The organism is Bradyrhizobium sp. CCGUVB1N3 (assembly GCF_024199925.1).
In the GTDB taxonomy this organism is placed as follows: domain Bacteria; phylum Pseudomonadota; class Alphaproteobacteria; order Rhizobiales; family Xanthobacteraceae; genus Bradyrhizobium.
The window spans coordinates 2,224,459-2,237,910 of record NZ_JANADR010000001.1 but is presented as its reverse complement, the minus strand read 5'-3'; the positions used below and the strand labels follow the sequence as shown (position 1 = coordinate 2,237,910).

Here is a 13,452-nt window from a genome sequence, read left to right as displayed (position 1 = left end):
CCATGCAGACCTCGCCGGGCCGCGACGTCATCATCGGCATCGATGCCGGCACGTCTCTGATCAAGACCGTGGCGTTCGCGCGCGACGGGCGGCAGCTCGGCGATTTCTCCCTGCCTAATACATACACGACTTCGCCCGGCGGCCGCGTCGAGCAGGACATGTCGCGGACCTGGACCGACACTGTTGCCGCGTTGCGTGGGCTGATTGCGGCCGTGCCGGATATTTCCACACGCCTTGCTGCCGTCGCGGTCACGGGGCAGGGCGATGGCACCTGGCTCATCGACGGTGACGGCCGCCCAGTCGCGCCGGCGCTGCTGTGGCTGGATTCCCGGGCCGCCAGCCTCGTCGAGGAGATCCGCTCCAGCGAGCGCAACGCCGCACTTTATCGGCGCACCGGTTCCGGACTCAATGCCTGCCAGCAGGGGCCGCAGCTCGCCTGGCTACAGGCGCATGCGCCCGAAACGCTGTCCCGGGCCAGGACCGCCTTTCACTGCAAGGATTGGCTCTACTTCCTGCTCACCGGCCAGCGCGCGACCGATCCGTCGGAATCGACCTTTACATGTGGCGATTTCCGCAAGCGCCGCTTTGACGCGGAGACCGCGCGACTGATCGGCATCGCCGATTGCGCAGCCCTGTTTCCCGAGGTCGTCGACGGGGTCGCGACGACGCATCCGCTGAGTGCGGCCGCCGCCATCGAGACCGGACTGCCTGAGGGCGTGCCGGTTTCGCTCGGCTATGTCGACGTGGTCTGCAACGCGCTCGGCGCGGGCCTCTACGATCCCTCACCCGACGTCGGCTGCACCATCATCGGGTCTACCGGCATGCATATGCGGCTCGCGACCAGCGCCGACGCGGTGACGCTGAATGCGGAGGCGACCGGCTACACCATGCCGTTCCCGGTCGCCGGTCACTACACCCAGATGCAGTCCAACATGGCAGCGACGCTCAACATCGACTGGCTGCTCGATCTCGCGCGCGATCTCTTGGCCGCCGAGGGCGTGGTGCGCTCGCGTGCAGATCTGATCCGACATCTCGACGCGAAGGTGCTGGGAGCAAAAGCCGGCGAGCTCCTGTTTCATCCCTTCATCTCCGATGCCGGCGAGCGCGGGCCCTTCGTCGCCCATGAGGCTTGCGCGCAACTGATCGGCCTGCGGTCGCGTCACGGCTATTGGGACCTGATGCGCGCCGTGATGGAAGGGCTCGCCTTCGCCGCGCGCGATTGCTATGCCGCGATGGGCGCGTTGCCGGGCGAGGTGCGGATCACCGGCGGCGCAGCGCGCAGCCGCGCGCTCGGGACCATCCTTGGGGCTGTGCTCGACTGCAATGTGCGCGTCTGCAGCCGCGGCGAAGCCGGAGCAGGAGGGGCCGCGATGATCGCTGCCGTCGCAACCGGACTTTATCCGGATATGACGGCCTGCGCGGAGGACTGGGTGAGACCATATTTGAACGAACCACAGACGCCGGATCCGGCGTTGGCCGCGCGCTACGCAAAGATGTTCCCGGCCTATCTGGAGGCGAGGCTCGCGTCGCGGCCGGTTTGGAAGCAGCTCGCGGCCCTGCGTGTGGGAGCCGGTCATGTCTAGCTCCATCGCCATCGTCGGTGACCGCTTCATGCTGCCGTCGGTGTTCGCCGAGAAGATCACGGCTGCCTGCGGCGACCGCGTCGATATCCGCCTTCTGGAGCAGCCCTGGCCGGACGAGCCGATGGAGCACGGCTATGCCGGCTCGAAGCTCGATGGGCTGAAGGAGTTCATGGGCGATCCGGACGAGGTCGCCAACTTCATCGGCGACGCCGCGCTGCTCGTGACGCATCTCGCGCCGATCTCGCGGTCGATGCTGGAGCGCTTGCCGAACCTGAAGTTCATTGCGGTCTCGCGTGGCGGTCCCGTCAATATCGACATGCAGGCCACGCGCGATCACGGGGTGATCGTGGTCAACACGCCCGGTCGCAACGCGAGCGCGGTGGCCGAGTTCACCATCGGCGCCATCCTCGCCGAAACGCGCCTGATCCGCAGCGGACACGAATCCTTGCGCGGCGGCGAGTGGCGCGGCGACCTCTATCGCGCCGACCGCACCGGGCGGGAGCTTGGCGAGATGACGGTGGGCATCGTCGGTTATGGGGCGATCGGCACCCGCGTGGTGAAGCTGCTCAAGGCCTTTGGCTGCAAGATCCTGGTCGCCGACCCCTACGTCCAGCTCAGCGCGCAGGACCGCAATGACGGCGTCGAGCACGTCGGCCTCGCGGACCTGCTGGCGCGCGCTGACGTCATCAGCCTGCATGCGCGGGTCACCAGCGAGACGACGGGCTTCATCGATAGCGCAGCGCTCGCGCGGGTTAAGCCCGGCGCGTTGCTGATCAACACGGCGCGCGGCCCGCTGGTTGACTACAAGGCGCTGTTCGAGGTGTTGTCCTCGGGGCGCCTCGGTGGCGCCATGCTCGATACGTTTGCGGTCGAACCGGTGCCGCCGGACTGGCCGCTGCTGCAACTGCCGAACGTCACGCTGACGCCGCACATCGCCGGCGCTTCCTTGCGCACCGTCACCATTGCTGCCGATCAGGCCGCGGAAGAGGTTCGCCGCTATCTCGCCGGCGAGCCGCCGCTCAACCCGTGCTGAAGACGAAAGGTGTTTCGACATGACCCGTGAGGAGCGACAGTTACGCGAAGCGATCATCGCCAAATGCCGGTGGATGAACGCCTCGGGTCTGAACCAGGGGACGTCGGGGAATATCTCCGCCCGCTACAAGGACCGGATGCTGATCACGCCGTCGGCGACGCCCTACGACGCGATGAAGCCGGAGATGATCGCTTCGATGCCGCTCGATGGCGAACACGGCTCCTGGGAAGGACCGCTGCAGCCGTCCACCGAATGGCGCTTTCATCGCGACATCATGCGCGGGCGGCCGGATGTCGGCGGTGTCGTCCACACCCACTCGACCTACGCGACCGTGCTCGCTATCGCCCGTAAGCCGATCCCCGCCTGCCACTACATGATGGCGGCGTTCGGCGGCCACGATATCCGCTGCGCCGGCTATGCGCGCTACGGCACGGCTGAGCTGTCCGAACTCGCCCTGCAAGCGCTCGAAGGCCGCAACGGCTGCCTGCTCGCCAATCACGGCATGATTGCGGTGGGGGCGAATCTCGACAAGGCGATGTGGCTTGCCGTCGAGCTCGAGACCATCGCGCGCCAGTATTATCTCTCGCTCGCACTCGGCGCGCCGCACATTCTCAGCGAGGCGGAGATCGCAGACACGGCGAAGGGATTCTCGACTTACGGCCTGCAGGCGCCCAAGCCCAAGTCCATGGCCAAGTCGAGTCAAAAGCCGGCAAAGGCGCGCGCTGCGAAGGCGGCGGCACGGCAACGGATCGAGAAGAAGCACAGCGGAAAGCGATGACGGGCGCTACGCCTGAGGCGGGCAGGGATCACGGGCTTGTCGACATCGCCATCATCGGCGGTGGCATCAATGGCGCCGGTATCGCCCGTGACGCGGCGGGGCGCGGGCTGAAGGTCCTGCTGTGCGAGAAGGACGATTTCGCCGAAGGGACCTCGTCGCGCTCCGGCAAGCTCGTCCATGGCGGGCTGCGCTATCTCGAATATTACGAGTTCCGCCTGGTCCGCGAGGCCCTGATCGAGCGCGAGGTGCTGCTTGCGTCGGCCCCGCACATCATCTGGCCGATGCGCTTCGTGCTGCCGCACTCGCCGGAGCAGCGGCCGGCCTGGCTGGTCCGCACCGGTCTGTTCCTCTACGACCATCTGGGCGGGCGCAAGCGGTTGCCGCCGAGCCGCGGTCTCGACCTTGCGCATGAGCCGGAGGGCGCGCCGCTGCGCGCCGAATTCCGCCGCGGCTTCGAATATTCGGATTGCTGGGTCGACGATGCCCGGCTTGTGATCCTCAATTTGATCGATGCTGCGCAGAGCGGCGCCAAAATCCTGCCGCGCACCCGCGCGGTGAGCGCGCGCCGGGAAGGGGACGCCTGGCGTCTGGAGATGCAGGGCGAGGACGGCGGCCCGGAGTTCGTTCGCGCGCGTGCGCTCGTCAATGCGGCAGGTCCCTGGGTGCAGGACGTCGTGCAGGGCGTCGCCGGCCTGAACTCGTCGCACAATGTCCGGCTGGTCAAGGGGAGCCATGTGGTGGTGCCGAAATTCTGGAGCGGGCCGCAGGCCTACCTGCTTCAGAACGAGGATCGCCGCGTCATCTTCGTCAATCCCTATGAGGACGATCTCGCGCTGATCGGCACCACGGACATTCCCTACGACGGCCGCGCCGAGGACGTCGCGATCGACGACGGCGAGATCGACTATCTGCTCAAGGTCCTGAGCCGCTACTTCCGGGCTCCGCCGCGCGCAAGCGAAGTGGTCCATGCCTTCTCCGGCGTACGGCCGCTCTACGACGACAACGCGGACAATCCGTCCGCGGTGACGCGCGACTATGTTTTCGAGGTTCACGGCACGCCCGACACGCCGCCGCTGCTGTCGATCTTCGGGGGCAAGATCACGACCTATCGCCGGCTCGCCGAGCATGCGCTCGGGCGTCTGGAGGCCTGGTTTCCAAAAATGTCGCCGGCATGGACAGCGGGAGCGCCGCTGCCGGGCGGCGACATCGGCGGTCCCTTCGATAGTTTCGTCGTCAACCTCGCGCGCGATTATCCCGACCTTCCGCGCAAGCTGATCCATCACTATGCGCGCCTTTACGGGACGCGCGCGCGTGAGCTGTTGGGCTCGGCCCGCATCTCCGCCGATCTCGGGCGTCATTTCGGCGGCGACTTCTATGAACGCGAAGCCGCGTATTTGCGCGAAAAAGAATGGGCCAAAAGTCCGGCCGACTTCCTGGATCGTCGCACCAAGCATGGCCTGCATCTGACGCCAGCCCAGCGGGACGCGTTTGAGAGCAATATCTAGGCTTGCCCCCGGGTATGATAGTTCGATAGAAAGATCATACCGGGGTACGGCAGGACGGAGCGGGTCGCGTGACGAAGGGGTCTGGGCAGGGGGGCAAATCCGGCACCCTGCTGCTGTTCGCGGGACTTATCCTCGCCAATATCGCCGCATGGGCTTGGGCCTTCGCGCTGTTCGCCGACCGGCCCGCGATCATGGCGACCGCGCTGCTCGCCTGGGTGTTCGGCCTGCGCCACGCCGTGGATGCCGATCACATCGCGGCGATCGACAACGTCGTGCGCAAGCTGATGCACGCGGGCGATGCGCCGAAAAGCGCCGGCCTCTATTTTGCGCTCGGCCATTCCACGGTGGTCGTCGTTGCCACGCTGCTGCTCTGCCTTGGCGTCGTGAGGCTCGGCGGCGACAGCCTGCTCAAGACCGTCGGCGGCGTGATCGGCACCTCGGTGTCCGCGCTCTTCCTGCTGCTGATCGCCGTGCTTAATCTTGCGATCTTCGTCGGCCTGTGGCGGACGCTGCGCGCGGTGCGCGCCCATGGCACCCATGATGCAGAAGGCATTGAGGCGCTGCTGGCCGGCCGTGGCCTCCTGGCGCGGCTGCTCGCGCCGATGTTTCGCATGGTCTCGAAATCATGGCACATGTATCCGCTCGGCTTCCTGTTCGGGCTCGGCTTCGACACCGCGACCGAGGTCGGTTTGCTCAGCATCTCCGCGACGGAAGCCGCGCGCGGCGCCTCGCTGTCCGAGGTGCTGGTGTTTCCCGCACTGTTCGCCACCGGCATGGCACTGGTCGACACGGCCGATTCGACGCTGATGGTGAGCGCCTATCGCTGGGCCTTCGTCGATCCCCTGCGCAAGCTCTGGTACAACCTCACCATCACCGGTGCCTCCGTGGTGGTCGCGCTGTTCATCGGGGGCGTCGAGGCGCTCGGCCTGATCGGCCAGCGTTTTGGCCTCGACGGCGCGCTGTGGACGTTGATCGAAAGCCTCAACGGTTCACTCGCCAATTTCGGCTTCGCGGTGATCGCGCTGTTCGTGCTCGCCTGGGTCGTCTCCATCGTCACCTATCGCGTCGCGTTCGCCCGCGCCGGGCCCGTCGATGCCGTCGAGGTGGCCTAATCTCATCGCGCGCGGTCGGCGATACGGCACGCGATTGCTGCTCTCTGCCTGCGTTCTGGCTTGCGACGGCGGCCGCGCCGAGGCGCAAAACAGCACCGCGGCACGCGAGCTGCCGCCGATCCAGGTGACGAGCGGAGAAGCCGTGCGGCCAAAGAAGCGGCCATCGCCGCATCGCGCCAGCAAGCCGACCGCCGCCAATCGAAATATCGTGGCGCAGCCGACAGCTGCGGCGGGATCGGACGTGCGCAACGTGGCCTCCGGTGCATACGCGCCGCCGAGCATGGCGAGTGAGATCACGGTCTCGGGCGAAGATCTCAACGCACGCCCCGTGACGCGTCCCGGCGAAGTGCTGGAGGCGGTGCCCGGCCTGATCGTGACCCAGCATTCCGGCGAGGGTAAAGCCAACCAGTATTTTCTGCGTGGCTATAATCTCGATCACGGCACTGATCTGGCGATCTACGTCGACGACGTGCCCGTCAACATGCGCACCCATGCCCACGGGCAGGGCTACGCCGATCTCAACTGGCTGATCCCGGAAACGGTCGCTGCGATGGATGTGCGCAAGGGGCCGTACTTCGCCGATGAAGGTGATTTCTCTTCGGTCGGCAGCGTGCACATCGACCTGATCGATCGCACCGTGAAGGGCCTGGCGCAGATGACCGCCGGCAGCTTCGGCTATCGCCGCTTCCTTGGCATGAATTCGGTGAAGCTGGGCGATGGCTCGCTGCTGATCGCAGGCGAGGCCGGCACCTATGATGGCCCGTGGGACAATCCCGACAAAATGCGCAAGCTCAACGGGCTCATGCGCTACAGCCAGGGAACGGCGACCGATGGCGTCTCGATCACCGGCATGGCCTATGCCAACAAATGGAATTCGACCGACCAGGTGCCGCAGCGCGCGATCACCTCGGGCCTGCTCGACCGGTTCGGATCGGAGGATCCGAGCGATGGCGGCAACACCAATCGCTTCGCGCTGTCGGCGCGCCTTGCGCAAAGCGACGACAAGGGGGTGTGGAAGGCGAATGCCTATGTCGTCAAGAGCGAGCTCGATCTCTACAACAACTTCACCTATGTCCTCAGCGACCAGACTTTTGGCGACCAGTTCCACCAGCACGACGACCGGCTGATGGCCGGCGCCAACATCGCGCGCACGTTGAACGGTTCGCTTGCGGGCCTGCCCGTCGAGACCAGCATCGGTCTGCAATCGCGCTACGATGCGATCGACCTCGCGCTGACGCGAACGTTTCAGCGCGACTTCCTGTCGAACATCCGCAGCGACAAGGTCGGCGAGGGCAGCGTCGGCGTCTATGCCGAGAGCACCGTGCGCTGGACAGACTGGCTTCGGACCACGGCCGGCTGGCGCGGCGATTACTATGCGGCCGACGTCACCTCGCTGTACGACGCTAACAATAGCGGCCGCGCCAATGCGGCGCTCGGCAGTCCCAAGTTCCGGATGGTTCTTGGTCCCTTTGACAAGACCGAGTTCTCCCTCGGCGTCGGCTACGGCATGCATTCGAATGACGCGCGCGGCGCGACGACGACGGAAGACCCCAGCGATCCCGGCACAAAATTGTCGCCGTCGCCGCTGCTGGTGCGCACCAAAGGCGCGGAGGTCGGCGTGCGCAGCAGGATCGTTCCCGATCTCGACACTTCGCTCAGCGTCTTCATCCTCGACCAAGATTCCGAGATCCTGTTCTCGGGCGATGCCGGCGATACTTCGGCGAGCCGCGCGAGCCGGCGTTACGGATTCGAATGGACCAACCATTATCGCCCAAGATCCTGGATCGACATCGACGCCGATCTGGCGATGACGCATGCGCGCTTTCGCGGCTATGACGGCGAGCCGGCGGCGGTCTATGCCTCGCTCGCAGGGTTCCCCGAGGCGCAGATCGGCAACGCGCCCGGCAACTACATTCCGAACGCGCCGGCCATGGTGGCGTCCGCGGGTATCACGCTCGGCGAGAAGACCGGCTGGTTCGGCGCTGTGCGCTGGCGCTATCTCGCCTCCAGTCCGCTGACCGAGGACAACGCGTTCCGCTCGCAGCCGACCAGCATCGTCAATGCGCGGCTCGGCTATCGGACCGACAATGGCTGGCGCATCCAGCTCGACGTGCTCAATCTCTTCAACACCAAAGCCAACCAGATCACCTATGCCTACGGCTCGCTGCTGAAGACGGACTCCCTCTACAATCTCTGCTACGTGCAGCAGACGGCGCCGGCGGCCGTGTGCCAGAATGGCGTGATAGACTACATCATCCACCCGGTCGAGCCGCTGACCTTTCGGGTAACGATGGCCGGCGCGTTCTAGGGGCAGTCCTGGCGGAATCCGCGTTCGCCGGAGGGGCGATCATTGATCTGGGTCAACAGGGCCGCGCGAGGCCGATCGATATTTTTGCAAAAGCTGCCCTGAGATGAGAGTCCGCCGTGAAGACGCTTCGTCAGCTCTTGTCCGCCGAAGACATCATCCAGCTCCTGATCCGGCTTGGCTTGCTCGCTTTGCTGATCATCTGGACGTTCGTCATCATCCGTCCCTTCGTGTCGATCCTGACCTGGAGCGCGGTGCTAGCGGTCGCGTTCTATCCGGCCTTCAGCTGGCTCGCCAAAATGCTCGGCGGGCGTCCGAGGACGGCAGCGGCGATCCTGACGCTCATCGCGCTCGGTATCGTTGTCGGTCCGGCAGCCTGGCTTGGCGTAAGCGCGGTGGAGGGCGTGAAGGATCTGGCAAGCCAGCTCGGCACCGGTGATGTCGTGCTTCAGCCGGCGCCGGAACGCGTCAAGAGCTGGCCATTGATCGGCCCACAGCTCTACGAACTCTGGAATCAGGCCTACACCAACGTACGGGCGGTATTGCGCGAGATTGCGCCCTATCTGAAGCCGCTCGCGGGACCGCTGCTGTCGCTTGCAGGTGATGCCGGTCTCGGCACGCTGCAGTTCCTGGTCTCCGTCCTCGTCTCCGGCATTCTCCTTCCTTTCGGACCGCAGCTCGTGGCGGTGACCCGTGGTTTCCTGACCCGGATCGTGCCGGAGCAGAGCGAGCATTTTCTGGAATTGGCGGGTGCGACGATCCGGGCAGTGGCGCAGGGCGTGATCGGCGTCGCGATCATTCAGGCCTTGCTGGCCGGCATCGGTTTCAAGCTGGCCGATATTCCAAGCGCGGGCCTGCTGGCTTTCGTCGTCCTGCTGCTGTCGATCGTGCAGATCGGCCCCCTGATCGTCCTGCTGCCCGTGATCATCTGGATCTGGATGGACAAGGACGTGACGACGGCGCTGCTCCTGACGGTGTTCCTCGTCCTTGTCGGCTTCCTCGACAACATCCTGAAGCCGCTTGTGATGGGGCGGGGCCTCACCACGCCAACGCTCGTGATCCTGATCGGTGTGATCGGAGGAACGCTCGCGCACGGGATCATCGGCCTTTTCATCGGGCCGATCATTCTGTCGGTGGCCTGGGAGCTCGCCGCAGCGTGGATCCGCATCGACAGCGGCGCGCCGGTGGAAAAAGCGACGAGCGGCTGAGGCTTAGCCGAGCTCAAGGGCGAGATGGACCGTCTGCGGGTCACGGCGCGCGGCCGGCTTGAAGCCGTACCTTTCGAACACTTTCAGCATGCCTGTGTTCTCGGGAAGGACTTCCGCGGTCAACTCCCGCAATCCGCCGTCGCGCGCAATCTGGATCAGGTGCCGCATCAGGAGCGAGCCGAGTCCGCGTCCCTGGAAGGCATCGATCACGACGAAGGCCATCTCTGCGACCCCGGGCTCGAACACGATGTAACGGCCACCCCCGACAATCATCTCGCCGTTGCTTCCGCGGACAAGGGCAGCGAGCGCGACGTGATTTTTGAAATCGACATGCATGAAGAAGGCCCGCTCCTTGTCCGAGAAGTGGCGCTTCATGGCAAAGAAGCGACGCTGCAGAGATTGCGGGCTCGTCCGCTCGATCGCGGCAAGCATCTCCGCCTCATCGTTAGGACTGAGCGCCCTGATCTCGACCGGGCTCCCGTCCTTCAGAAACTCCTGGGCTGAATAGTTCGCGGGCTCTGCCATTGGGGGTCCCAATACCGCCTCGGCCGGGATCGCTGCCGAGCGCCATATCTCGTCATCGCTTTGAAGGCCCCCCGACGTTGACCTAGATCAACGCTTGCCAGCGGCCACGCACCTTGAATGACGCAGCGCGACAGCGAGGTCGGAACATGTCCATGGACAAAGCACAGCAACTGGACAAATCACAACTGGACAAACCACAACTCCCCGGCGGTCCCATGTCTGGTCTGGTTGCGTCGGCCGTCGAATATCTGGTGGATGCGGGCCAGCGCAGCGTCCTGTTCCTGGACATCATGCGTCAGCGCGGTGACCAATACCGGGAACATGTCGCGCAGACCGCGCCACACGTTCTGCAATATGCCGCCGAATTGATCATGGACGGCCGCAAGCTGGACGAGCCGGTCAACTATGCGCTCGTTCGCATCGTTCCGCCCAGGGGCGTCGAAATCGATATGAGGCGGCGGCCATTTGTCGTGGTCGATCCCCGTGCGGGCCACGGGCCGGGCATCGGCGGTTTCAAGGCCGACAGCGAGATCGGTGTGGCGATGAAGGCGGGACATCCCTGCTATTTCATCGGCTTCCTTCCGGAACCGATGCCGGGACAAACCATCGAGCGCATCGCCCGCGCAGAAGCACTATTCATCGAGACGGTCATCAGCCGTCATCCCGGGGCAGACGGCAAGCCCTGCGTGATCGGCAACTGCCAGGCCGGATGGGCCGTCATGATCCTGGCTTCGCTGCGGCCGGAACTTTTCGGACCGCTTATCATCGCGGGCGCGCCGCTCGCTTATTGGGCAGGCGTGCATGGCAAATATCCCATGCGCTATTCGGGCGGGCTGCTCGGCGGAAGCTGGCTCACGGCGCTGGCGAGCGATCTCGGCGGCGGCAAGTTCGATGGCGCCTGGCTGGTGCAGAACTTCGAGAACCAGAATCCCTCGAACACGCTCTGGAGCAAGCAATATAACGTCTACTCCAAGGTCGACACCGAGGCCGATCGCTACCTCGAATTCGAGCGCTGGTGGGGTGGGCACGTCAACCTCAATGCCGAGGAGATCCAGTTCATCGTCGACGAGCTGTTCGTCGGCAACAATCTCGCGGCCGGCAAGATCGAGATGTCTGACGGCCAGAAGGTGGATCTGCGCAACATCCGCTCGCCGATCGTGGTGTTCTGCTCCAAGGGCGACAACATCACCCCGCCGCAGCAGGCATTGGACTGGATCTTCGAATGCTATGCCGACGTCGATGAGATCAGGGCCTATGGGCAGACGGTCGTCTATACCGTGCACGAAAGTATCGGCCATCTCGGCATCTTCGTGTCAGGCGGCGTCGCCAAGAAGGAGCACGCCGAATTCTCGAGCAATATCGACCTCATCGACGTGCTGCCACCCGGGCTCTATGAAGCAACCTTCGAGGCGAGGGGTTCCGATACCGTCAATGCCGATCTCGCGACCGGCCAATGGATCATGCGCTGCGAGGCGCGGACGCTCGACGATATCCGCGCCATGGGTGGCAACTCGCCGGAGGACGAGCGCCGGTTTGCCGCCGCCAAGCGCGTCTCGGAACTCAATCTCGCGGCCTATCAAAGGTACGTTCAGCCCTGGATCAAGGGCATGGTGACCCCGCAAATGGCGGAGCTGGCGCGCAACATGCACCCGCTGCGACTGCAATATGAAGCCTTCAGCAGTCAGAATCCATGGATGTCGGCGGTGAAATCAGCCGCTGACGCGGTCGAGGACAAGCGCAAGCCGGTCTCGAACGACAATCCGTTCCTGGCATTCCAGGAACAGATGTCCAAGCAGATCGTTCACGCGCTGGATAGCTGGCGGGATTCGCAGGAGGCGCTGAGCGAGGCCATCTTCCTCAACGTCTATGGCTCGCCCGCCTTGCAGGCTGCGGTCGGAGTGGATCCGAACGCCGCGCCATCCGGCCGGCGGGAGATGACGGCCGAACACCGAGCGATGCTGGAGAAGCGGATCGCCGAGCTGAAGTCGAAGATCGGCGAAGGCGGCCTTCGCGAGGCGGCCATTCGTGCGCTGCTCTACGTCGGATCGGCGCGCGGCATGGTGGATGAGCGGAGCATCGAGGCGCTGCGCCAGGTTCGGCGCGACCATGCGGGAGCCCGGTTGACGCTGGCTGAGTTCAAGATGCTGGTTCGCGAGCAATTCTTCATGTTGCTGCTCGACCGGGACCGTGCCTTGGCTGCGATCCCGAAGATGTTGCCTGACGACGTCAATCAGCGGCGCGGGGCTTTCGCAGCGATGCGCGAGGTGCTGTCCGCGAGCGAGGACATCACCGGCGAGCGGGCAAAGCGCCTGAAGCAGGTTGCCGAGCTCTTCGGTGTCGGTGAGGAAGGCGAGTCGAACGTCGCCCCTTTCGATCCGAAGGCAAAAGCGTCATAGCCAAAAGCGTCGTAGCGCAGATTGGCAGAATTGGGAGCAGCACCATGTCGGCCGACACGACGAAAACGCATGCGGGCAGCAAATACGACCGCCTGATCGCAGCCGCCAAGGCCGTGCCGCCCACGCCGACCATTGTGGTCCACCCCTGTGACGAGACATCGCTGCGCGGCGCTGTCGACAGCGCGAGTGCCGGTATCATCCGGCCCGTGCTCGTCGGTCCGGAGCGGAAGATCAAGGAGACTGCGAGCAGGTTTGGTCTCGACATCGCCGGGTATGAGATCGTCGACGCGCCGCACAGCGACGCGGCAGCCGCCAAGGGCGTCGAGTTGATCCACGAGGCCCGCGGCGAGTTGCTGATGAAGGGTAGCCTGCATACCGACGAGCTGATGCGCGCCGTCACGGCCAAAACCGGCGGCCTGCGCACTGACCGGCGCATCAGCCACGTCTTCATCATGGACGTGCCGGCCTATGCCGAGACCATTTTCGTCACCGATGCGGCCATCAACATCTTCCCCGATCTCGACGCCAAGCGCGACATCATCCAGAACGCGATCGACCTCTACAATATTGCCGGCTTCGGCAAGATGCCGAGGGTGGCGATCCTGTCGGCGGTCGAGACGGTGACGTCGAAAATTCCGTCCACGATCGAGGCCGCCGCGCTCTGCAAGATGGCCGATCGTGGCCAGATCACCGGCGGCCTGCTCGACGGTCCGCTGGCCTTCGACAACGCCATCGATGTCGAGGCCGCGAGGATCAAGGGCATCAAGTCCGAGGTGGCGGGCCGGGCACAGATTCTGGTCGTGCCAGATCTCGAGGCCGGCAACATGCTGGCGAAGAATCTCGCCTACTTCGCCAAAGCGGATGGCGCCGGCATCGTGCTCGGCGCGCGCGTGCCGGTCGTTCTGACGTCGCGGGCCGACAGTCCGCGGGCCCGGATGGCGTCCTGCGCCGTGGCCGCACTCTATGCCTATGCAAGGCGCCAGAAGGCGCCGACAGTTGCTGCGTGA

The 13,452-nt window shown here is 65.0% G+C and carries 10 protein-coding genes; 9 read left to right on the top strand and 1 reads right to left on the bottom strand.

Annotation, left to right across the window (positions count from 1 at the left end):
* The first annotated feature begins 2 nt into the window (after positions 1-2).
* From NLM33_RS10675 to NLM33_RS10645, 7 genes are all read left to right on the top strand, one after another.
* Positions 3-1,583 (top strand): FGGY-family carbohydrate kinase, encoded by a 1,581-nt coding sequence (locus NLM33_RS10675; protein ID WP_254096008.1) that lies wholly within the window; start codon positions 3-5, stop codon positions 1,581-1,583.
* Entirely contained in the window at positions 1,576-2,616 is a 1,041-nt protein-coding gene (locus tag NLM33_RS10670; protein WP_254096007.1) for a 2-hydroxyacid dehydrogenase, read from the top strand. Before NLM33_RS10675 ends, NLM33_RS10670 begins: the two co-directional genes overlap by 8 nt.
* A 19-nt stretch (positions 2,617-2,635) precedes the next feature.
* Positions 2,636-3,394, top strand: coding sequence for a class II aldolase/adducin family protein (locus tag NLM33_RS10665; RefSeq protein WP_254096006.1), 759 nt, complete (start codon positions 2,636-2,638; stop codon positions 3,392-3,394).
* Positions 3,391-4,899 carry a glycerol-3-phosphate dehydrogenase gene (locus tag NLM33_RS10660; protein WP_254096005.1) on the top strand — a complete coding sequence of 503 codons (1,509 nt, stop codon included), beginning with the start codon at positions 3,391-3,393 and terminating at the stop codon, positions 4,897-4,899. The genes NLM33_RS10665 and NLM33_RS10660 overlap by 4 nt, the downstream gene beginning before the upstream one ends.
* 68 nt (positions 4,900-4,967) lie before the next feature.
* Positions 4,968-6,011 carry a HoxN/HupN/NixA family nickel/cobalt transporter gene (locus NLM33_RS10655; protein ID WP_254096004.1) on the top strand — a complete coding sequence of 348 codons (1,044 nt, stop codon included), beginning with the start codon at positions 4,968-4,970 and terminating at the stop codon, positions 6,009-6,011.
* Positions 5,992-8,319 (top strand): TonB-dependent receptor, encoded by a 2,328-nt coding sequence (locus tag NLM33_RS10650; RefSeq protein ID WP_371929926.1) that lies wholly within the window; start codon positions 5,992-5,994, stop codon positions 8,317-8,319. Before NLM33_RS10655 ends, NLM33_RS10650 begins: the two co-directional genes overlap by 20 nt.
* A gap of 116 nt (positions 8,320-8,435) precedes the next feature.
* The gene (locus tag NLM33_RS10645; protein WP_254096003.1) at positions 8,436-9,524 is read left to right on the top strand and encodes an AI-2E family transporter; all 1,089 of its coding nucleotides are present in this window, start codon (positions 8,436-8,438) and stop codon (positions 9,522-9,524) included.
* A 3-nt stretch (positions 9,525-9,527) separates the two neighbouring features.
* Here the strand turns inward: NLM33_RS10645 and NLM33_RS10640 are convergent, their stop codons facing one another.
* Entirely contained in the window at positions 9,528-10,049 is a 522-nt protein-coding gene (locus NLM33_RS10640; RefSeq protein WP_254096002.1) for a GNAT family N-acetyltransferase, read from the bottom strand.
* Positions 10,050-10,264: 215 nt separating this feature from the next.
* Between NLM33_RS10640 and NLM33_RS10635 the strand changes: the two genes are divergently transcribed.
* Together NLM33_RS10635 and NLM33_RS10630 are read left to right on the top strand one after the other, a co-directional pair.
* Entirely contained in the window at positions 10,265-12,445 is a 2,181-nt protein-coding gene (locus tag NLM33_RS10635) for a DUF3141 domain-containing protein (protein WP_254096001.1), read from the top strand.
* Positions 12,446-12,474: 29 nt separating this feature from the next.
* Positions 12,475-13,452 carry a phosphate acetyltransferase gene (locus NLM33_RS10630; RefSeq protein WP_254105725.1) on the top strand — a complete coding sequence of 326 codons (978 nt, stop codon included), beginning with the start codon at positions 12,475-12,477 and terminating at the stop codon, positions 13,450-13,452.

Excerpts from the sequence above, each read along its gene's own strand:
- NLM33_RS10660 (WP_254096005.1), top strand. The coding sequence starts at position 3,391 with ATGACGGGCGCTACGCCTGAGGCGGGCAGGGATCACGGGCTTGTCGAC.
- NLM33_RS10650 (WP_371929926.1), top strand. The coding sequence starts at position 5,992 with ATGCCGTCGAGGTGGCCTAATCTCATCGCGCGCGGTCGGCGATACGGC.
- NLM33_RS10635 (WP_254096001.1), top strand. The coding sequence starts at position 10,265 with ATGTCTGGTCTGGTTGCGTCGGCCGTCGAATATCTGGTGGATGCGGGC.
- NLM33_RS10640 (WP_254096002.1), bottom strand. The coding sequence starts at position 10,049 with ATGGCAGAGCCCGCGAACTATTCAGCCCAGGAGTTTCTGAAGGACGGG.
- NLM33_RS10665 (WP_254096006.1), top strand. The coding sequence starts at position 2,636 with ATGACCCGTGAGGAGCGACAGTTACGCGAAGCGATCATCGCCAAATGC.
- NLM33_RS10670 (WP_254096007.1), top strand. The coding sequence starts at position 1,576 with ATGTCTAGCTCCATCGCCATCGTCGGTGACCGCTTCATGCTGCCGTCG.
- NLM33_RS10675 (WP_254096008.1), top strand. The coding sequence starts at position 3 with ATGCAGACCTCGCCGGGCCGCGACGTCATCATCGGCATCGATGCCGGC.